Genomic DNA, 19,017 nt, shown 5'->3' with positions numbered 1-19,017 from the left:
AACCGTTCACACTTTTGGAATTGCTCTAGCCAGCCGGCGATCCGCCAGCCAGGGGAGATGGCGGCCGTCATCCGCATGCAATACTAGGACGCCACACGTCCTTTGGACGGGCGCCACTGGTGCGACGTTGTTTTCAACAAGGGGTAGGACATGAAAACTGAACTCGACCATCTCGCTGAACTCGCCGGCCGGGGCCGGATATCGCGCCGCGACTTCCTTGGCCGTACCGCGGCACTGGGCATGTCGGCGGCGCTGGCCACGACGCTGGCCGGCAGGGCCTTCGCACAGACGCCTGTCAAGGGCGGCGTCCTCAAGGCCGGCCTGCAGGGCGGCGAATCGACCAACAGCCTCGATCCAGCGCTGAACCTCAGCCAGGTCACCTACAGTTTTTGCAAGCAGTGGGGCGAATATCTGGTCCGGCTGATGCCGGACAACAGCCTGACTCACCTGATTGCCGAGGAGATCGGCGCATCCAAGGACGCCAAGACCTGGACTATCAAGGTGCGCGACGGCATCGAATTCCATAATGGCAAGACCGTTGCCGCCGAAGACGTCGCCGCCACGCTCGAGCGCCATGCCGACGAGAAATCGAAGTCGGGCGCGCTCGGCGTTCTCAAGAACATCAAGGGCATCAAAGCCAGCGGCAAGGAAGTCATCGTCACGCTCGGCGACGCCGACGCCGATTTCCCCTATCTGATGGCCGACTACCATCTCGTCATCCAGCCGAATGGCGGCAAGGACAACCCCAACGCGGGCATCAGCGCCGGTCCCTACAAAGTCACCGTCAACCAGCCCGGCGTGCGCCATGGCGGCGAGCGCTTCGCCAATTACTGGCGTGGCGACAAGGCGGGGCATGCCGACCAGATCGAGATCGTCGTCATCAACGACGCCACGGCCAGGCTGGCGGCGCTGCAGGGCGGCCAGGTCCACATGATCAACCGTATCGAGCCGAAGGTCGTCGACCTGGTCAAGCGCATTCCAGGCGTCAGCATCGAGAACGTGTCGGGCCGGGGCTATTACCCGTTCAACATGTTCTGCGACACCGCACCGTTCGACAACAATGATCTGAGGATGGCGCTTAAGCTCGCCATTGACCGCGACGAAATGCTTGAGAAGATCCTGCGCGGCTACGGCTCGGTCGGCAACGACTTCCCGATCAACGAGGCCTATCCGCTATTTACAGCCATCGAACAGCGCAAGTTCGACCCGGAAAAGGCCGCGGCAGCCTACAAGAAATCGGGCCACAGCGGCTCCATCCTGCTGCGCACCTCCGACGTCGCCTTCCCCGGCGCCGTCGACGCCGCCCAGCTCTACCAGCAGTCCTGCGCAAAGGCGGGCATCAAGATCGAGATCAAGCGCGAGCCGGGCGACGGCTATTGGTCGGAAGTCTGGAACAAGCAGCCCTTCTCTCTTTCCTACTGGGGCGGACGCCCGACGCAGGACCAGATGTATTCCACCGGCTATGTCTCGACGGCGGACTGGAACGACACGCGCTTCAAGCGGCCGGAATTCGACAAGATGCTGTTCGCGGCGCGCGGCGAACTCGACCAGGACAAGCGCAAGGCGATCTACCACGACATGGCGGTGATGATGCGCGATGAAGGCGGATTGATCGTGCCCTTCTTCAACCAGTTCATCGACGCGGCCGCCACCAACAAGATCAGCGGATGGGTCAAGAACCCGATCGGCGAAATGATGGATGGGTACGCGCTGGGAGAATGCTGGCTGAACGCCTGACATCTGTCTCATAGCGAAAGCGCCGCGTGTCTGAACGACACGCGGCGCACTCGTTTCAACAGACAATCGCATGGAGCAACCCGTGGCGATCCAATCCAAGCTTCTACTGATCATCCTCGATGGCGTTCCCTACCGGAACTGGCGCCGGCTGATGGGCAATCTCGAAGGCTGGGTGCAGTCGGGCGGGGCACGAGTGTGGAAGATGCGCTCGGTGCTGCCGTCGACCTCGGCCTGCTGCTATGCCTCGATCCACACCGGCGTGTCGCCGCAGGTGCACGGCATCCTGTCCAACGAGAACCGCTTTCGCGTCGTGCAGCCCGACATCTTCTCGGAAGTCAGCAAGGCCGGCGGCAAGACCGGCGCGGTCACCCATTCCTACTGGTCCGAATTCTTCCGCTCCTACCCGTTCGACCTCGTCGAGGACATGGAATATGACGAGCCGGACGGCCCGATCACGCATGGCCGATTCCACACCATGACCGGCTACAATCTCAAGAACCAGATGACGCCGAGCGATGTCGACCTGTTCGCGACGCTGACCATGCTCACCCGGCGCCACGGCATCGACTATGGTGTCCTGCACACCTGCACGCTGGACTCGATGGGCCACCGTTTCGGCCATGACTGCCACGAGATGGACCATGCCTGCTACGCCATGGACGGCATGCTGGCGGCCTTCCTGCCGGGCTGGATCGAAGCCGGCTACGAGGTCATGGTCACCGCCGACCACGGCCAGACCGACCGCGGCCACCATGGCGGCCATGACGACCAGATGCAGGATTTCGCGCTGTATTATTTCGGACAGGGCGAAGGGCCGGAAGCCGATACGCTGCTCGACCAGTTGCAACTGGCGCCAACGGTTCTGAGCCGGCTTGGCGTGCCGGTGCCGGCGACGATGAAGGCGAAGGCTTTTCTGTCCTGATTGAGTGGCTGGCGCCGCCCCTCATCCGCCTGCCGGCACCTTCTCCCCGTAAATGGCGAGAAGGGATGCTCTGGCAACCGTCCCGCTCTTCGGTTAGCCTCCCAGAATTCCTTGGCGGAGGATGAACCTTTTTGGATCGATCGGCGACAGAGCGGACAGGAGCCAGGCGGCTCGACCGGCCATGACGGCGGCGACGGAAACCGATCGCGCGCTTGTCGACCGGGTCGCGAAGGGCGACCGAGCCGCCGTGCGGCTCCTGTTCATGCGTCATCACGCGCGGGTCTACCGCTTCGTGGCGCGCCAGACGGGATCGGAAATGATGGCTGACGATATCGCGAACGAAGTGTTCCTCGAACTGTGGCGCCAGGCGCCGAGCTTCGAAGGGCGGTCCGAAGTCTCGACATGGCTGCTCGGCATCGCCCGCTTCAAGGCGCTCTCGCTGCTGCGCAAGAAGAAGGAAGACTGGATCGACGACGAGGCCGCCGCGGCGGTGCCCGATAGCGCCGACACGCCTGAGGTCGTCACCATGAAGGAGGACAAGGCCGCCGCCTTGCGCCGCCTCATCGACGCCTTGCCCGAGGAGCACCGCACGGTGATCGACCTCGCCTATTATCAAGGGCAATCGGTGACCGAGATCGCACAGGTGCTCGGCATCCCGGTCGCGACCGTCAAGACCCGTATGTTCTACGCCCGCAAGAAACTCGGCGAAGCCTTGAAGGCCGCCGGTTACGACAGGGGGTGGCCATGAGCGCCGCTGAAAAGATGTCGCGCCGCGACGAAATGGAAACGCTGCTGCCGTTTTACCTGAACGGTTCGCTCGAAGGTTCGGATCTGGAAGCCATCGAAGAATGGCTGGCCACCGATCCGGCGGCACTTGTGGCGCTCGGCGAGGCGGAAGCCGAGTTCTCCGGCACGGCGGCGGCCAATGAGGCGATCCGCCCGCCGGCCGATGCGCTCAGCCGCTTCGCCAAGGCGCTCGACGCGGAGGCAGGGCCGGTTCGGGCGCCCGCAAGCGCGTCCTGGTTGGCGCAGACCTGGGGCCGTCTTATGGCGGTGCCGGTCGGCGTCGCCTGGGCGGCGGCAGCGGTCCTGCTGGCCTTGATCGCGGTCCAGTCTCTGGTGCAGCCTGGCGGCAAGGGCGGCAATTTCGAGATCGCCGGCGCACAAGACGATCTGGCCAAATTGCCGTTCGCGCTGATCAAATTCAAGCCGGATGCCAGGATGGCCGATATTGCGGCCTTTCTCGACGCCAACAAGCTCAAGATCATCGGCGGGCCGACCGCCGACGGCGTCTTCAGGCTCGCCATTCCGGCGACGACAGCCGCCGACTATGAGAAACTGCGGGGCCTTATTGCCGCCCAGCCTTTCGCGGAGGCTGTGATCGAGGGAAGGAAACCTGTTGATGGCGGTTGAGGCGGTCATTCGATTTGCGGCTATCCTGGCGGCGGCGATGACAATCGCCGCCGTGCCTGCCTCGGCGCAGAGCAACGATGCCACTCCCGACCGGACGAAAATCGATTGCAGCAACGAGGCCAAGGCGGCCGCGGCCGACTGCGTCAAGGACGGCGGCGATAAGGGTGGGTCGGGTGCGGCCCAGGCCGGCGCCGTTTTTCTGCCCGCCTTGATTGTCGACCTCTTCCCCAACCCGGTCGCCCTTCCTGCACCGGTTCCGACACCACGACCGGAGCCCGCGACAGCCCCCGCCGGGAACCAGGCAGGCTCGCCGTCCGGTGGCCCGATCATCTCGCCGACCGATCTCATCGCCGTCCAGTCGCGACGCGCCGTGACCGGCGACTTCGTACCCGACGAGGTGTTGGTGACCGTCGATGGCGATGCCGAAGCCGTGCAGCGGATCGCCGCTTCCTTCGGCCTTGAAGTGCGCTCGCAGCGCCAGTCCCGGCTGCTCGGCACCACGCTGGTGCGTTTCGGCATTCCCGATGGGCGCCCCGTCGGCGTCGTGCTGGCGCAGCTTGCCGCCGACGGCCGCACGCAGCGCCGCGAGCCCAATCATATCTATTCGCTGCAGCAGGCGGCCGGCATCGTCAACTATGCCTTCGACCGTATCGCGCTCGACGCCAAACAGGCCAGTGGCGAGAACGTGCGTGTCGCCGTCATCGATACCGGCATCGACGATACCAATCCGGCTCTGGCCGGGGTCATCGCCGCGCAGTTCGACGCGATGCCCGACGTCCCGATCGAAAAGCGCGACCACGGCACTTCGATCGATGGTCTGATTGCCGGCGTCGGCCCGCTGGAAGGCATGGCGCCGGGCGCGAAAATCTACCACGCGCGTGCCTTCGAGGGCGGCAAGTCGACCATGGACGTCATCCTGTCGGCGCTCGACTGGGCGGCGGACCAGAATGTCAGCATCATCAATATGAGCTTCGTCGGCCCGAAAAACGACCTGCTCGGCGCCGCCTGCCGTAATGCACGGGCGCTCGGCATGGTGCTGGTCGCCGCCGCCGGCAACAACGGCCCGAAGGCGCCCTATGGCTATCCGGCCGCCTTTGACGGTGTCATCGCGGTGACGGCCACCGACGCCAGTGACGGACTGATGCCGCAGGCCAATCGCGGCGCTTATGTCTTCATCTCGGCGCCGGGCGTCGAGATGGTGGCACCGAGCGGCGCCGGCTCGGACGTGGTGACGGGCACCTCGTTTGCCGCGGCGATCGTCAGCGGCGCCATCGCCAACCTCATCCACGCCACGCCCGACCGCTCGGCCAACGACATCGAGAAGGCACTTGCAGTGACGGCGAGAGATCTCGGGCCCAAGGGGCGCGACAATGATTTCGGCTACGGGCTGCTGGATCTTAAGGCGGCCGACGCCGTGAGGGAGTAGGTTTTTCGCTTCAGGCGTCGATTTCGTCGATCTGCGGCCGATCAACCTGTCGCCAGTTGCCGGGTTCGACGGAATAGCAGAAGCAACGCGACTCCAAGACAAAGCCCGACGACAGCCAAACCGATTATTGCCAGCCATCGCATTAATACCGCCTGCTCATCGCTGCCAATAACCCGGTAAAGGCCATTGATCTCGATCATTTCCGAGTTGGACAACCGCTTCTTGGGCAGCATTCGATCGGAATAGAAATATTTGGTCATGACGTTGAATTCGAGTTCACTTCCGATGAACATTTCGGTGGGGTTCAGGTCTGACGTGACATGGCCTTCATAGGTGAGTTCCTGTGTGGAACGGACATCAACATTGTTGAAGTCCGGGGTTGTGGCGCCCGGGTGAAACCAGCCTGGCGCAAATGCCGAGACCGGCCCGGAGCGGGGCAGATGCGTAATCGGCTGGTTGACGATCTCGACCACTTTCCGCTCTGCTCGCCCGGCTTCCAGATTCATTTTTTCGATGCCAGGCAACGTCCAGAAGACAGCGCCGGCCGGTGAGCAGGAACGCCACTAAGCCAAGCAGACACACAAGATGGCCTATGGTGCGCGTCGGTTCGACCGTGCGGCCTGCCAAGGCAGCCGGTACGCTGGCTTCGCGCCCGCGCCGGCCGAAAACCGCGTTTGGCTGATCGATTTTCATCCGGCCATGTTGGGATAAGCGCGCTAATGCGGGGTCAAGAGGGCACTCTGTCTTGGGGGCGACCCTAGGCCGGCGCGCCGGCGACCGATCCCCTGACCACCAGGTCGACCGGCCAGACCTCGCCGCGCGCACCCTCCTCCAGTCCCGATATCCGCGCCGCCAGCCGCTCGGCGATGCGTGCGCCGGCCAGCCGGATCGACGAGCGCGTCGTCGACAGCGGCACGGAAAAATTCTCCGGCTTCAGCCAGGGAAAGACGTCGTCATGGGCGATCAGCGAGATGTCGCCGGGAATGCTGAGGCCAAGGTCGCGCACCGCGCGCACGACGCCGAGCGCCATGATCAGGCTGGAGCAGGCGATTGCCGTCGGCGCGCCGTCCTGTTCAAGCAGGCGCCGGGCGGCGCGATAGCCGTTCTCCTCGGTCATGACGACGGAGCAGACATGGCGATCGTTCAATGTCAGGCCGCTTGCTGCCAGTGCCCGGCGCAGGCCGCGCTCGCGATGAATGGCGAAGGTTTCCCCGTCATCGCCATTGATCAGCGCCAGCCGCCGGTGGCCGAGCTGGACGAGCAGCCGGGCGGCCTCGTGGAAAGCGCCTTCATTGTCGATGTCGAGAAAGGGATAGTCGAAGTCCAAGCCCTCGCTGCGGCCATGGACGATGAAGGGAATGCCGAGCGTATTGACCAGCGCCACACGCCGGTCGGCGGGCCTGGGCGAAGAGATGTAGACGGCATCGACCTGCCGGTTGGCGACGACGCGCCGGTAGGTCGTCTCCTGATCGTCGGCGTCGGTCGGGGACAGGACAAGGTCGAGTTCGTGCGAGCGGGCATAGTCGCCGAGGCCGGACAGGAATTCGACGAAGTGGGGGTCGATGTCGACGGCGGCACCCGTCGGCAGCACGTAGCCGATCATTCCGGACTTGCCCGTGGCCAGCCGACGCGCGCTCGGATTGGGACGATAGCCGTGGCGCTTGGCGGCGTCCATGACGCGCCTGCGGGTTTCCTCGTTGACTTCGGGATAGCCGTTCAGCGCCCGGCTTACCGTTGTCTGCGAAAGCGCCAGCATATGTGCGAGTTGCTTGAGGTTCACGAGAGGCCTCCCTGCCTCAAAGCGCTTTTAGATTGAACCGACCAAACACTAACCGAGATGCGGCCACATCGCGGAGACCATATGCGTGCGGGGGCCCGCTTTGAAACAGAAATTGCTGTTGCACCGCCAAAAAAGCATGTTGCGACGCACCTTTCGAGCGCAGACTGCTGGCAATTAAATCGATTAGTTCGCGAGCACTCTTGACTCCTGATCGATTCAATGGCGAGATCGGCAAAGCCAAAGCGCTTTGGAAGACTCTTCGAAAGGTTGCGGTTCCCTTGCGAGTGAGTCACAGTCCTGCGGCGTCGGCGGGCGGAATGGAGGTTCCGTCCTGTATGTGTGACCCACTGGGAGGAATACCGATGAAGAAGTTGCTTTTGCTGGGCGTTGCGTCTGCCGCGTTCGCCCTGAGCGCGCCCGCGCAGGCCGAACTGAAGTTCAAGCCCGGCGAAGATCAGCACTTTCACTGGGCGAATTATGAAGACCTCAAGAAAGTCGACCTCAAGGGTGAGACCTTGTCGATCTTCGGCCCATGGCGTGGCGAGGACGAGGCGCTTGTCCGGTCGGTACTCGATTATTTCTCCGAGGCCACCGGCGCAGAGGTCAAATATTCCTCGTCCGAGAATTACGAACAGCAGATCGTCATCGACACCCAGGCCGGCAGCCCGCCCAACATCGCCGTCCTGCCGCAGCCGGGCCTCATCCAGGACCTTGCTTCCAAGGGCGTGCTGACCCCGCTCGGCGACGACGTCGCGGCCTGGGTCAAGGAGAATTACGCCGCCGGCGACTCCTGGGCCAAGCTCGGCACCTATACGGGCAAGGACGGCAAGCCGGGCTTCTATGCCTTTCCCTACAAGATCGACGTGAAGGGGCTTGTCTGGTACTCGCCCGACAATTTCGAGGAAGCCGGCTACAAGGTGCCGAAGACGCAGGAAGAACTGGCCGAGCTCGAAAAGAAGATCATCGCCGATGGCGGCAAGCCCTGGTGCATCGGCCTTGGCTCGGGCGGCGCGACCGGCTGGCCGGCGACCGACTGGGTCGAGGATATCATGCTCAGGACGCAGCCGCCTGAAGTCTACGACAAGTGGGTGAAGAACGAGATCCCGTTCACCGATCCGGCAGTGGTCAACGCCATCGACATCTTCGGCAAGATCGCCACCGACGACAAGATGGTCGACGGCGGCGCCAAGGCGGTCGCGGCGACCGACTTCCGCGACAGCCCGAAGGGCCTCTTCACCGTGCCGCCGAAGTGCTACATGCACCATCAGGCATCGTTCATCCCTTCCTTCTTCCCGGAGGGCGTGAAGCTTGGCCAGGATGCGGACTTCTTCCCCTATCCGCCCTACGCCTCCAAGCCGGAACTCGGGACGCCGCTGGAAGTGGCCGGGACGCTGGTGATGATCACCAAGGATTCCAAGGCGTCGCGCGAATTCATCAAGTTCCTGCAGATGCCGCTCGCGCATGAATTGTGGATGGCGCAGAAGAGCTTCGTCACCCCCTTCAAAGGCGCCAACAAGGACGCCTATGGCAGCGATGCGTTGAAGAAGCAGGGCGAGATCCTGGTCGGCGCCACGACGGTGCGCTTCGACGGCTCCGACCTGATGCCCGGCAAGGTGGGCGCCGGTTCGTTCTGGACCGGCATGATCGACCTGGTCGGCGGCAAGTCCGCCCAGGACGTCGCCACCGACATCCAGAAGAGCTGGGACGCCATCAAATAGGCCGCTCCGGCGCGACCTAACCCTTCCTGATCTTGCTAGTGGATCCGGGCCATGGCCCGGATCCGACTGGCGGTGCATGCCGGAAGCTTCGCGTTTCGATTGTTCCGAATAACTGAAAGTCAGCGCATCGGTCGCCAGCATCGCTAGCCGGTCACGCGCAGGGAGAGGGACCCATGGCGGCTCAGATTTTCTCGGCAATATTCGTCATCATCATCGGCGTCGGCGGCTGCGTCGCCTATTTCTGGGGCGCCAACAAACTGCTCGACCTGATCTTCCCCGCGCGCGGGGTGTCCGGGACGACCGCCGTTAACAATCTGCGCCGGCAGGGATTGGTGCGGCCCTGGTTATTCGTGGGTCCGGCGCTGATCATCCTGACCATCTACCTGATTTACCCGGTGATCGCGACGCTGTGGCTGTCTTTCTTCGACCGCGGCGGCACGAGTTTCGTGGGGTCCGCCAACTACGAGTGGGCGCTGCGCGATCCGGATCTGCGAAACGCCATCCGCAACAACATCCTGTGGCTGGCGGTGGTGCCGGCGGCCTGCACCTTCCTCGGCCTGATCATCGCCGTACTCACCGACAAGATATGGTGGGGCACGATCGCCAAGAGCCTGATCTTCCTGCCGCTGGCGATCTCCTTCGTCGGCGCCAGCGTGATCTGGAAGTTCATCTACGAATATCGTGGCGAGGGCCAGATCCAGATCGGACTGCTCAACGCCATCATCCAGTATTTCGGCGGCCAGCCGCAGGTCTGGATATCGCTGCCGTTCTGGAACAACTTCTTCCTGATGGTCATCCTGATCTGGATCCAGACCGGCTTCGCCATGGTCATCCTGTCCTCGGCGCTGCGCGGCATCCCCGAAGAAACACTGGAAGCCGCGGTCATCGACGGCGCCAACCCATTCCAGATCTTCTGGAAGATCATGGTGCCGCAGATCTGGGGCACCATCGCGGTGGTATGGACCACCATCACCATCCTGGTTCTGAAAGTGTTCGACATCGTCCTGACCATGACCAACGGTCAATGGAACAGCCAGGTGCTGGCCAATCTGATGTTCGACTGGATGTTCCGCGGCGGCGGCGATTTTGGCCGCGGCGCGACCATTGCCATCATTATCATGATCGCTGTCATTCCAATCATGATCTGGAACATTCGCCAGGCCAACAAAGAGACGGGAGGGCACTGAGATGGCCGTCGCAACCGGAAATTCGTTCGCCAGCCGTTTCGGCGTCCATATCGCGGTGCTCGTCTTCGTGGTGATCTGGACCATCCCGACGCTCGGCATCCTCGTCTCGTCGCTGCGCGACAAGGACCAGATCATCGCCTCGGGCTGGTGGAATTCCTTCGCCAGTTCCAGCCAAACAGAAGCCGGGCGACTGCCGGCCGCCTCGACACAAGCAGAAAAGGACGGCAAGTTCGTTCTCCAGGGCAATATCTTCGGCGACGGGGCCAAGCGCGCGATAAGCGCCTTCGGCGTCAAGGCGGCGGCACCGACGCAGTATCCTGCCGGCACATCAGCCGATCTCGGCGACGGCGTCACCCTGCAACTCAACGCCGACGGCAGCTTCGTCATGGCCTCGCCCAAGGCATTCGAGGGCGATCGGGGCCAGCGCATCTACTACGCTTCGTCGGCGCCGCCGAAATTCACCCCCGAAAACTATCAGACCGTGCTGTTCTCCGAAGGCATCGGCCGCTCCTTCATGAATTCGCTGACGGTCACCATCCCGGCGACCGTCATCCCTATCCTGATCGCGGCGTTTGCCGCCTATGCGCTGGCCTGGATGCGCTTTCCAGGCCGCGCGCTCTTGATCGCTGTCGTCATCGGCCTGCTGGTGGTGCCGCTGCAGATGTCGCTCATCCCGCTCCTGAAGCTCTACAACGGCGTCGGGACGTTCTTCGGCGTGCCGTCCAAGACCTATCTCGGCATCTGGCTGGCGCATACCGGTTTCGGCCTGCCCTTCGCCATCTATCTGCTTCGAAGCTACATTGCCGGCCTGCCGCGCGAGATCATGGAATCGGCGCGCATCGACGGCGCCAGCGATTTCGAGATCTTCGTCAAGATCGTGCTGCCGCTGTCCTTCCCGGTGCTTGCCTCCTTCGCCATCTTCCAATTCCTGTGGGTATGGAACGATCTCCTGGTGGCAATGGTTTTCCTCGGAACGGCGCCCGACCAGATCGTGCTGACGGCCAAGCTCAATGCGCTGCTCGGCTCGCGTGGCGGCAACTGGGAGATCCTGACGACATCGGCCTTCATCACCATCATCGTGCCGCTGATCGTCTTTTTCTCGCTGCAGCGTTATTTCGTCCGCGGGCTGCTGGCCGGCTCGGTGAAAGGAGGTTGAGACAATGCACTCGGCTTTGAAGGCGACTTCGAAACCAGATCCCGCCATCGATCGCGACTGGTGGCGGGGCGCGGTGATCTACCAGATCTATCCGCGCAGCTATCAGGACTCCAACGGCGACGGCATCGGTGACCTCAAGGGCATCATCGGCAGGCTGCCCTACATTGCGGCCCTTGGCGCGGATGCCATCTGGATCTCGCCTTTCTTCAAATCGCCAATGAAGGATTTCGGCTACGACGTCTCGGATTATTGTGACGTCGACCCGATGTTCGGCACGCTGGCCGACTTCGACGCGCTGACGGCGGAGGCGCACCGGCTGGGTCTCAAGGTGATGATCGACGAGGTGCTGTCGCATACCGCCGATATCCATCCCTGGTTCATGGAAAGTCGCTCGAGCCGCACCAATCCGAAGGCCGACTGGTATGTCTGGGCCGACGCAAGGCCCGACGGCACGCCGCCCAATAACTGGCTGTCGATCTTCGGCGGCTCGGCGTGGCAATGGGACACCAGCCGCCAGCAATATTACCTGCACAATTTCCTGGCCGAGCAGCCCGACCTGAACTTCCATAGCCGCCAAGTCCAGGACGCGCTGCTCGACGTCACCCGTTTCTGGCTGGAGCGCGGCGTCGACGGCTTCCGTCTCGATACCATCAATTTCTACTTCCACAGCCAGGGGCTGGAAAACAATCCGCCGCTGCCGCCGGAAGAGCGCAACGACCAGACCGCGCCGGCGGTCAACCCCTACAACTACCAGGATCATATCTACGACAAGAGCCGGCCGGAGAACCTCGCTTTCCTCGAGCGCTTCAGGGCGCTGCTCGACGAGTATCCGGCGACCGCCGCGGTCGGCGAAGTCGGCGATTCGCAGCGCGGGCTGGACGTGGTCGCCGCCTACACCGCCGGCGGCAAGCGCGTGCATATGTGCTATTCCTTCGACTTCCTGGCGCCGGAAAAGATCAGCGCCGCCAAGGTGCGCTCGGTGCTGGAAGCCTTTGGCAGGGTCGCCAGCGACGGCTGGTCGTGCTGGGCGTTTTCCAACCATGACGTGATGCGCCCGGCCTCGCGCTGGGCCGCCGACGAAGCCGACCCGTCCGCCTATCTCAAGGTCATCTCGGCATTGCTGATGTCGCTGCGCGGCTCGGTCTGCATCTACCAGGGCGAAGAACTCGGGCTCGGCGAGGCCGACCTGCGCTTCGAGGATCTGCAGGACCCCTACGGCATCCGCTTCTGGCCGGAATTCAAGGGCCGCGACGGCTGCCGCACGCCCATGGTGTGGGATGGCGGCGCCAGGAATGGCGGCTTCTCCCCGGCAAAACCCTGGCTGCCGGTGCCGGCCAAGCATCTGTCACAGGCGGTCAACGTGCAGCAAGGCGACGAGACCTCCCTGCTTGAGCATTACCGGCGCTTTCTCGCCTTCCGCCGCGCCCATCCGGCGCTGGCAAAGGGCGACATCACCTTCATTGAAAGCGAGGGCGACACCGTCGCCTTCACCCGCCGGGCGGGCAATGAGGAGGTCGTCTGCGTTTTCAATCTGGGCGCCAGGCCGACGAAGGTTGACCTCGGCAACCGAACCCTGCAACCTTTGGTGGGACACGGGTTTTCCGGGCGGGCGAGCACCGGTTCGGTCGAACTCGGCGGTTACGACGCCTGGTTCGGACGCATAGGCTGAAACATCCGAGGAATCACTGGAGGAAATCAATGGCCGATGTCAATTTGAGACAAGTGAAGAAGTCCTACGGCAATCTCAACATTCTCCACGGCATCGACCTCGACATCAAATCGGGCGAATTCATCGTCTTCGTCGGCCCGTCGGGCTGCGGCAAGTCCACCTTGCTGCGCTCGATCGCCGGGCTTGAGGAAATCACCTCGGGTGAACTCAGGATCGACGGTCAGGTGGTCAACGACGTGCCGCCGTCGAAGCGCGGCATCGCCATGGTGTTCCAGTCCTACGCGCTCTATCCGCACATGACCGTCTACGACAACATGGCCTTCTCGATGAAGATCGGCAAGGAAAGCAAGGCCGAGATTGACAAGCGGGTACGGCAGGCGGCCGAGATCCTGCAGTTGACCAAATATCTCGATCGCCTGCCCAAGGCGATGTCGGGCGGCCAGCGCCAGCGTGTCGCCATCGGCCGAGCCATCGTGCGCAATCCGAAAGTGTTCCTGTTCGACGAACCGCTGTCGAACCTTGACGCGGCGCTGCGCGTCGCCACGCGCATCGAGATCGCCAAGCTCAAGGAATCGATGCCCAACACGACTATGGTCTATGTCACGCACGACCAGGTCGAGGCGATGACGCTGGCCGACCGCATCGTCGTGCTGAAGGATGGCCACATCGAGCAGGTCGGCACGCCGATGGAGCTCTACAAGAACCCCGGCAACCTCTTCGTCGCCCAGTTCATCGGCTCACCGGCCATGAATATCCTGCCGGCGACGGTCGACAAGACGGGCAATCCGACCATCGTCAGTCATGTCGGCGGACGCAAGGCGACGGTACCGATCGCAACGCCTGCTTCGGCAAAGGGAGCGGCGGTCAGCTTCGGCGTGCGGCCGGAAGATCTCGCGATCGCCAGTGGTAGCGATTATCTGTTCGAGGGGACGGTCGATTATCTCGAGCAGCTCGGTGAGGTTCAGCTGGTCTATATCGACATCGGCCGTGCCGACCTGCCGCTGGTGACCAAGTTGCCGGGCAATGTCGAGGTCAAGCGCGGCTCGACGCTGCGGCTGACCGCCAATGCCGGAGATCTTCATATCTTCGATGCGGATGGACGGTCGTTCGCCCTGCAGGAAGCGGAAGCAAAAGCCGCCTGAGACCACAAGCTGTCTCGACAACGCAAAAAGAGAGCGGCGGGCAAGCCCGCCGCTCTCTTTTGTATATTACCACGGCTGGTTAGTTGTTGCCGAAGAGGTTGCGGTCTGCGCCCTGAGGGACGGACTTCTGTACGTCGCCCGACGAATTGAGCAGCTTGTAGACGGGCGATTCGCTCTTGCGGATCGAGCCCGTATGCGAGGTGTCGACGTTGACGGTCGCCAGCTTGTTGATGTCGGTGTCGCCAACGTTGTCGTTGCCGGCATAGGCGCTGCCAGCGGCAATCAGAAGAGCGACGGCGGTAAGAACAATCTTTTTCATTTTGGTGCTCCGATTTTTTCGAATTCAAGGGGCGGGCTGAGCGCGCCGTCCTTGCTTGAAGAGATGTTAGTTGTTGCCGAACAGGTTGCGATCGGCGCCGTGCTGGACGGGCTCCTGGCTGGCAGGAGCCGACTTGTCGACCGACGCGGTGTACGAGTTGTCCACCGCGGCGGCAGGCTGGTTGGCACCGTTGGAGCCATAGTTGTCGCTGGCAAAAGCGCTGCCGGAAATGGCCAGAACGGCGGCGGCGGCAATAAGGATCTTGTTCATTTTAGACACTCCTGAATTTCTTGAATTCTACCGGATCGGCGGGCAAGCCCGCCGTCCGTGGGGACAGGCCGTTAGCGGCCGAAGAGGTTGCGATCGCTGCCCTGAGCAGGCGTTTGAGCACCCGGCTCCGACGTCTTGGTGGAGGTGGAAGCGGTGTACGAGCTGTCCACCGCGGCAGCAGGCTGGTTGGCGCCGTTCGAACCGTAATTGTCGCTACCAGCGAAGGCGCTGCCGGAAACAGCCAGAAGGGCGGCGGCAGTGAGAATGATCTTTTTCATTTTTTGGTACTCCAGTATTTTTCCGTCCATCTAGCGGCGTGTCTTGGGATTAAATCGCGTCGTCCGGACAGCCCCGATGTGGGAGAGCACCCTTGCCGTTTCCAATCACGAAGTTGTTCAGCGTGGACCATGACTCCACCACTTGAAATTGTACCAGCGCTTTCCGCATCTCTTATTTTCTCTTGTGATATCAGCTAGTTACCTTGAAACAGCATCCTGATCACCAACTGTGTCGGAGGCTCGGCGTTCACAGCCTCTTGCACGCACCGTCAACAGAAACGAACCGTTCGGTTCGATTTTAGACTCCTCTAATAGTCACTTTTTGAAACTGTTAACCTGTTTGCTGCCGGCAAAGGGGTCGAAGACGGTGCCGGCGCGGCTTGGCGACAGAAGGCGATTCCAACGGCTACAAGCCTGTCGTGACGATCCAGCATGCGTGTCGCGCCGCATGGATGCGATGTCGCTTTCGTGCCGATGTCGCAAAGCCTGTCGTGATTAGATCAGGCATCTCAGGTGCCGCTGCGTGACGACGGAGCGGAGAATTGGGAAGCCGGTCAGATTCCGGCGCTGCCCCCGCAACGGTGGTGGAGTTCAAGTCGCAACGGGAGACCACTGGGCTAAAGCCTGGGAAGGTGTCGCGATGGTCCGCAAGGACAACTCCAGAGCCCGGAAACCAGCCCGAGATCGCTAGAACTCGACTGATCGCGGTGGGCGGTCAAGAGGCGGATGGTGTTTGTCCGGCTTTTCGCCGATCTGCGCCCAGTCCTTCCTCAATCACCACCAGTTCAGTCCTTGAAACTGAGGACAGGACATGGACGCGCGCAACGACATGCTGAGGCTCTTGAGCAGCCGCAGACAAGACTTTTCGCTGGAACAGCCCTTTTACACCGACCCGGACTACTTCAAGCTGGACATGGAGTTGATCTGGTATCGCGACTGGCTGTTCATCGGCCATGATTGCGAATTGCCCAAGCCGGGCAGCTTCATCACCGCGCAGATCGGCGATTATCCGGTCGTGCTGGTGCGCGATCAGCAGGGCAAGATCAACGCCTTCCACAATTCCTGCCGCCATCGCGGCAGCCGCGTCTGCAATTCCGACAAGGGCACGGCCGCCAAGCTGGTCTGTCCCTATCACCAATGGACCTACGAGCTCGACGGCCGGCTGCTGTTCGCCCGCCAGATGGCCGATGGGTTCGACAAGAGCCAGTTCGGGCTGAAGCCGGTCGCCTGCGAAAGCGTCGCCGGCTATGTCTTCATCTGCCTGGCCAAGGAGCCAGCCGACTTCGCGCCGATGCGGGCGATGATCGAGCCCTACCTTTTGCCGCACCGGCTGCGTGAGGCAAAAGTCGCCTTCGAGAGCACCATCATCGAGAAGGGCAACTGGAAGCTGGTCTGGGAAAACAACCGCGAATGCTATCATTGCGCCGGCAATCATCCCGAACTCTGCAAGACCTTCCCGGAAGCACCGACGGTAACCGGCGTGCAAGGCGCCGACAGCGATCCGGAGATGCTGGCGCACTGGGCGAAATGCGAAGCGGCCGGCCTGCCGAGCAAGTTCCGCATCGATCCGGCCGGCCAGTATCGCGCGACCCGCGCACCGCTGCTGCGCGATGCCGTCAGCTATACGATGACGGGAAAGCGCGCGGTCGAGAGGAACCTTTCCGACAGCGTTTCAACCAACCGCATCGGTTCGTTGCTGCTTTACCACTATCCGACGACCTGGAACCACATCCTGGGCGACCACGCCGTCACCTTCCGGGTGCTGCCGATCAGCGCCACGGAAACGGCGGTGACGACCAAATGGCTGGTGCATAAGGATGCGGTCGAGGGCGTCGATTACGATCTCGCAGAACTCACCCATGTCTGGACCGAGACCAACGACCAGGATCGCCGCATCGTCGAGGAAAACGCCTTCGGCATCCTGTCGCCGGCCTACGAGCCAGGCCCCTATTCGGAGCTCCATGAGGGCGGCGTGATCCAGTTCGTCGAGTGGTACGCGTCCTTCATCGGGCCACGGCTTGCCGAAGGCGGCCGGCCGGCCCTGCGCAGCGTTGCCTAGGCATATCGCTAAAGACGGCGGTTTTGGGCATGCGCAGAACAAAAGGGACAAGAGGATGAATGCGATGACGGACCTCGGCCTCTATCGCCATCTCGACCAGATGGCGCCCTGGAACGACAGGCTGCAGGTGCTGGAAGTGACCGGCGTCACCGACGAGGCGCCCGACGTGAAGACCTTCACCTTCCGCTCCGACAACCAGACCTGGTTCCGCTACAAGCCGGGCCAGTTCGTGACGCTGGAATTGCCGACACCGGACGGGCCGCTGATGCGCACCTATACGCTGTCATCGTCACCGTCGCGGCCATTCTCGATCGCGGTGACGGTGAAGGCGCAGGTGGGCAGCATCGGCACACGCTGGATGTTCGATCACCTGGCGCCCGGCTCGCACGTCAAGGCCTATGGACCGGGCGGCGACTTTTCACTGCACAGCCATCCGGCGGCGAAATATCTGTTCATCTCGGCCGGTTCCGGCGTGACGCCGATGATGTCGATGCTGCGCTGGCTGAACGACTGCGCACCATGGACCGATGTCGGCTTCGTCAACTGCGCGCGGCGCCCGGAAGAGATCATCTTCCGCAAGGAGCTGGAGCTGCTCGGCGGCCACATGCCGGGCCTGTCGCTCGGCTTCATGATCGAGGAACGGTCGAGCCGCGAGGGCTGGTATGGCCATATGGGCCGCATCGACGCTATCCGGCTGCCACTGCTGGCGCCCGATTTCCGCGAACGCGAAATCTTCTGCTGCGGCCCCGATCCCTTCATGCGCGCCGTGCGCGGCATGCTCGAAGCCGCCGGCTTCGACATGGCAAAGTACCATCAGGAGAGCTTTGCCGCGCCGACCGTTGAGGAAATCCCGGCGCCATTCGCGGCGCCGGCGCAGGACGGTGTGGCTGTCCCCGTCGAAGCCGCAACGCCGATCCGCTTCGCGCTTTCGGACGTCGACGCCGACTGTGTCGCCGGCCAGACCGTGCTGCAGACGGCGCGTGCTTCGGGCGTGCGGATACCGGCGGCCTGCGAATTCGGCCTGTGCGGAACTTGCAAGGTGAAGAAAGTCTCCGGCAGCGTCGAGATGAGCCACAATGGCGGCATCCTCGATCACGAGATCGATGATGGCTTCATCCTGGCCTGCTGTTCAAAGCCACTGTCGGCACTGGAAATCGAGGCTTGATCCGCCCTATGACGGTTCGCAGCAAAGCGACGAGGACGACCAGGCGATCTGGCGGCGAGCGGCGGCCCAATTCAGCGGCGTCGGCGTGCTGGTGCCGTCGCCTGCGGACCGCATCGCGATCGCCATCGCGCATGCCGGGCTCGACGCTCACACGCACAGCGATTGGCTGGTCAATTGCGCTGTAGCCATTCGCGCCGGCGATGTCGACTGGGACGTGTTCCTCGACGTTGTCGCCAGGCGTGGCCTTGCCGTGGCCGCGGCGGCGGCGCTCTCCTACCTCGCGCTCGATATTGGCGCGGCGGTGCCGAACAGGGTGCTGGCGCGCGTGCTTGACATGGCCGACCTCACCGGCCTTTCGCGCTGGTCGGCGGTGCTGCAGGCCAAGCCGCGAACCGATTTCGGCAGGCTGGCCTGGCTGTCGCGCGGCTTTGCCAAGCAGTTGCGGCTGAGACGCAAGAGCGGCGGCTGCGGCAGGAGCCGCCCGCCAGGGCATGGCGCGGCAAAGCATGGCGCGGCGGACCGACCCGCCGCGAGCCGCCAGAGGGACCGCCGCCCCTGGTCTTCTTGCAGACCATACCTTGCCCGCCGACGGTGGGAGAGATGATGCTGGACATCACGGTCAGGATCAGCGTTCCGCCGGTCCGGCGCCGCATCGGCGCGCCTGCGGCCGGTTCCCACGTTCGCGGCCCTGATCCCGGCAAGCATCCAGGCCGATAGCGACGCGCCGTGCAATCTGTGGCGGTCAAGTGGCGTTAAGCCGCCAGGTTAGAACGCCC

At 62.9% G+C, this 19,017-nt stretch carries 18 protein-coding genes and 1 riboswitch; of the genes, 13 read left to right on the top strand and 5 right to left on the bottom strand.

The features are described from left to right. Positions 1-150 precede the first annotated feature (150 nt). The 5 genes from FJ492_RS03660 to FJ492_RS03640 all read left to right on the top strand — a co-directional run bounded on the left by FJ492_RS03660 (position 151) and on the right by FJ492_RS03640 (position 5,498). Positions 151-1,737, top strand: a complete 1,587-nt coding sequence (locus FJ492_RS03660) for an ABC transporter substrate-binding protein (protein WP_140768537.1) — start codon at positions 151-153, stop codon at positions 1,735-1,737. An 82-nt stretch (positions 1,738-1,819) separates the two neighbouring features. Further along, positions 1,820-2,659, top strand: a complete 840-nt coding sequence (locus tag FJ492_RS03655) for an alkaline phosphatase family protein (protein ID WP_140768535.1) — start codon at positions 1,820-1,822, stop codon at positions 2,657-2,659. Between the two features lie 181 nt (positions 2,660-2,840). Continuing rightward, on the top strand, positions 2,841-3,407 hold the full coding sequence (locus tag FJ492_RS03650) for a sigma-70 family RNA polymerase sigma factor (RefSeq protein WP_140716330.1): 567 nt from the start codon (positions 2,841-2,843) through the stop codon (positions 3,405-3,407). After that, positions 3,404-4,072 carry an anti-sigma factor gene (locus FJ492_RS03645; RefSeq protein WP_140506797.1) on the top strand — a complete coding sequence of 223 codons (669 nt, stop codon included), beginning with the start codon at positions 3,404-3,406 and terminating at the stop codon, positions 4,070-4,072. The genes FJ492_RS03650 and FJ492_RS03645 overlap by 4 nt, the downstream gene beginning before the upstream one ends. Further along, positions 4,062-5,498 (top strand): S8 family serine peptidase, encoded by a 1,437-nt coding sequence (locus FJ492_RS03640; protein ID WP_140768533.1) that lies wholly within the window; start codon positions 4,062-4,064, stop codon positions 5,496-5,498. Before FJ492_RS03645 ends, FJ492_RS03640 begins: the two co-directional genes overlap by 11 nt. 41 nt (positions 5,499-5,539) lie before the next feature. On the opposite strand, the gene FJ492_RS03635 is transcribed toward FJ492_RS03640, so the two are convergent. Both FJ492_RS03635 and FJ492_RS03630 read right to left on the bottom strand, forming a co-directional pair. After that, positions 5,540-6,004 carry a hypothetical protein gene (locus FJ492_RS03635; protein WP_140768531.1) on the bottom strand — a complete coding sequence of 155 codons (465 nt, stop codon included), beginning with the start codon at positions 6,002-6,004 and terminating at the stop codon, positions 5,540-5,542. Between the two features lie 251 nt (positions 6,005-6,255). Continuing rightward, on the bottom strand, positions 6,256-7,278 hold the full coding sequence (locus FJ492_RS03630; RefSeq protein WP_140748919.1) for a substrate-binding domain-containing protein: 1,023 nt from the start codon (positions 7,276-7,278) through the stop codon (positions 6,256-6,258). A 362-nt stretch (positions 7,279-7,640) separates the two neighbouring features. On the opposite strand from FJ492_RS03630, the gene FJ492_RS03625 reads away from it, so the two are divergent. From FJ492_RS03625 to ugpC, 5 genes are all read left to right on the top strand, one after another. Beyond that, positions 7,641-8,996 (top strand): ABC transporter substrate-binding protein, encoded by a 1,356-nt coding sequence (locus tag FJ492_RS03625; protein ID WP_140506805.1) that lies wholly within the window; start codon positions 7,641-7,643, stop codon positions 8,994-8,996. A gap of 173 nt (positions 8,997-9,169) precedes the next feature. Then, positions 9,170-10,183 carry a sugar ABC transporter permease gene (locus FJ492_RS03620; RefSeq protein ID WP_140768529.1) on the top strand — a complete coding sequence of 338 codons (1,014 nt, stop codon included), beginning with the start codon at positions 9,170-9,172 and terminating at the stop codon, positions 10,181-10,183. A 1-nt stretch (position 10,184) separates the two neighbouring features. Beyond that, entirely contained in the window at positions 10,185-11,339 is a 1,155-nt protein-coding gene (locus FJ492_RS03615; protein ID WP_140768527.1) for a carbohydrate ABC transporter permease, read from the top strand. 4 nt (positions 11,340-11,343) lie between these two features. Next, the gene (locus FJ492_RS03610) at positions 11,344-13,008 is read left to right on the top strand and encodes an alpha-glucosidase (RefSeq protein ID WP_140768525.1); all 1,665 of its coding nucleotides are present in this window, start codon (positions 11,344-11,346) and stop codon (positions 13,006-13,008) included. A gap of 29 nt (positions 13,009-13,037) precedes the next feature. Beyond that, the gene (ugpC, locus tag FJ492_RS03605; RefSeq protein WP_140768523.1) at positions 13,038-14,150 is read left to right on the top strand and encodes a sn-glycerol-3-phosphate ABC transporter ATP-binding protein UgpC; all 1,113 of its coding nucleotides are present in this window, start codon (positions 13,038-13,040) and stop codon (positions 14,148-14,150) included. Between the two features lie 79 nt (positions 14,151-14,229). Here ugpC and FJ492_RS03600 read toward each other — a convergent pair whose 3' ends face one another. The 3 genes from FJ492_RS03600 to FJ492_RS03590 form a co-directional block, all read right to left on the bottom strand. Beyond that, positions 14,230-14,469: a DUF680 domain-containing protein gene (locus tag FJ492_RS03600; protein ID WP_140768521.1), complete on the bottom strand. Its 240-nt coding sequence runs from the start codon at positions 14,467-14,469 to the stop codon at positions 14,230-14,232. A 66-nt stretch (positions 14,470-14,535) separates the two neighbouring features. Then, positions 14,536-14,739, bottom strand: coding sequence for a DUF680 domain-containing protein (locus FJ492_RS03595; protein ID WP_140716316.1), 204 nt, complete (start codon positions 14,737-14,739; stop codon positions 14,536-14,538). 71 nt (positions 14,740-14,810) lie between these two features. Continuing rightward, a complete protein-coding gene (locus FJ492_RS03590) occupies positions 14,811-15,017 on the bottom strand; it encodes a DUF680 domain-containing protein (protein WP_140506819.1) in 207 nt (68 codons plus the stop codon). 494 nt (positions 15,018-15,511) lie between these two features. Then, a riboswitch (cobalamin riboswitch) is annotated at positions 15,512-15,714 on the top strand. Positions 15,715-15,828: 114 nt separating this feature from the next. On the opposite strand from FJ492_RS03590, the gene FJ492_RS03585 reads away from it, so the two are divergent. From FJ492_RS03585 to FJ492_RS03575, 3 genes are all read left to right on the top strand, one after another. Then, on the top strand, positions 15,829-17,076 hold the full coding sequence (locus FJ492_RS03585) for an aromatic ring-hydroxylating dioxygenase subunit alpha (RefSeq protein ID WP_140768519.1): 1,248 nt from the start codon (positions 15,829-15,831) through the stop codon (positions 17,074-17,076). Between the two features lie 64 nt (positions 17,077-17,140). Further along, entirely contained in the window at positions 17,141-18,241 is a 1,101-nt protein-coding gene (locus tag FJ492_RS03580; protein ID WP_140506823.1) for a hybrid-cluster NAD(P)-dependent oxidoreductase, read from the top strand. Next, the gene (locus tag FJ492_RS03575) at positions 18,183-18,845 is read left to right on the top strand and encodes a hypothetical protein (protein ID WP_246673841.1); all 663 of its coding nucleotides are present in this window, start codon (positions 18,183-18,185) and stop codon (positions 18,843-18,845) included. The genes FJ492_RS03580 and FJ492_RS03575 overlap by 59 nt, the downstream gene beginning before the upstream one ends. The last annotated feature ends 172 nt before the right edge of the window (positions 18,846-19,017 follow it).

It is taken from the genome of Mesorhizobium sp. B2-5-4 (assembly GCF_006441095.1).
Lineage (GTDB): Bacteria > Pseudomonadota > Alphaproteobacteria > Rhizobiales > Rhizobiaceae > Mesorhizobium > Mesorhizobium salmacidum.
Note: the sequence above shows the minus strand (reverse complement) of the source record. Positions and strands in the feature narration are given on the sequence as shown.

Coding starts and splice junctions, on each gene's coding strand:
- FJ492_RS03660 (WP_140768537.1), top strand. CDS start 151: ATGAAAACTGAACTCGACCATCTCGCTGAACTCGCCGGCCGGGGCCGG.
- FJ492_RS03650 (WP_140716330.1), top strand. CDS start 2,841: ATGACGGCGGCGACGGAAACCGATCGCGCGCTTGTCGACCGGGTCGCG.
- FJ492_RS03645 (WP_140506797.1), top strand. CDS start 3,404: ATGAGCGCCGCTGAAAAGATGTCGCGCCGCGACGAAATGGAAACGCTG.
- FJ492_RS03640 (WP_140768533.1), top strand. CDS start 4,062: ATGGCGGTTGAGGCGGTCATTCGATTTGCGGCTATCCTGGCGGCGGCG.
- FJ492_RS03635 (WP_140768531.1), bottom strand. CDS start 6,004: ATGAATCTGGAAGCCGGGCGAGCAGAGCGGAAAGTGGTCGAGATCGTC.
- FJ492_RS03625 (WP_140506805.1), top strand. CDS start 7,641: ATGAAGAAGTTGCTTTTGCTGGGCGTTGCGTCTGCCGCGTTCGCCCTG.
- FJ492_RS03620 (WP_140768529.1), top strand. CDS start 9,170: ATGGCGGCTCAGATTTTCTCGGCAATATTCGTCATCATCATCGGCGTC.
- FJ492_RS03615 (WP_140768527.1), top strand. CDS start 10,185: ATGGCCGTCGCAACCGGAAATTCGTTCGCCAGCCGTTTCGGCGTCCAT.
- FJ492_RS03610 (WP_140768525.1), top strand. CDS start 11,344: ATGCACTCGGCTTTGAAGGCGACTTCGAAACCAGATCCCGCCATCGAT.
- ugpC (WP_140768523.1), top strand. CDS start 13,038: ATGGCCGATGTCAATTTGAGACAAGTGAAGAAGTCCTACGGCAATCTC.
- FJ492_RS03600 (WP_140768521.1), bottom strand. CDS start 14,469: ATGAAAAAGATTGTTCTTACCGCCGTCGCTCTTCTGATTGCCGCTGGC.
- FJ492_RS03595 (WP_140716316.1), bottom strand. CDS start 14,739: ATGAACAAGATCCTTATTGCCGCCGCCGCCGTTCTGGCCATTTCCGGC.
- FJ492_RS03590 (WP_140506819.1), bottom strand. CDS start 15,017: ATGAAAAAGATCATTCTCACTGCCGCCGCCCTTCTGGCTGTTTCCGGC.
- FJ492_RS03585 (WP_140768519.1), top strand. CDS start 15,829: ATGGACGCGCGCAACGACATGCTGAGGCTCTTGAGCAGCCGCAGACAA.
- FJ492_RS03580 (WP_140506823.1), top strand. CDS start 17,141: ATGACGGACCTCGGCCTCTATCGCCATCTCGACCAGATGGCGCCCTGG.
- FJ492_RS03575 (WP_246673841.1), top strand. CDS start 18,183: ATGGCTTCATCCTGGCCTGCTGTTCAAAGCCACTGTCGGCACTGGAAA.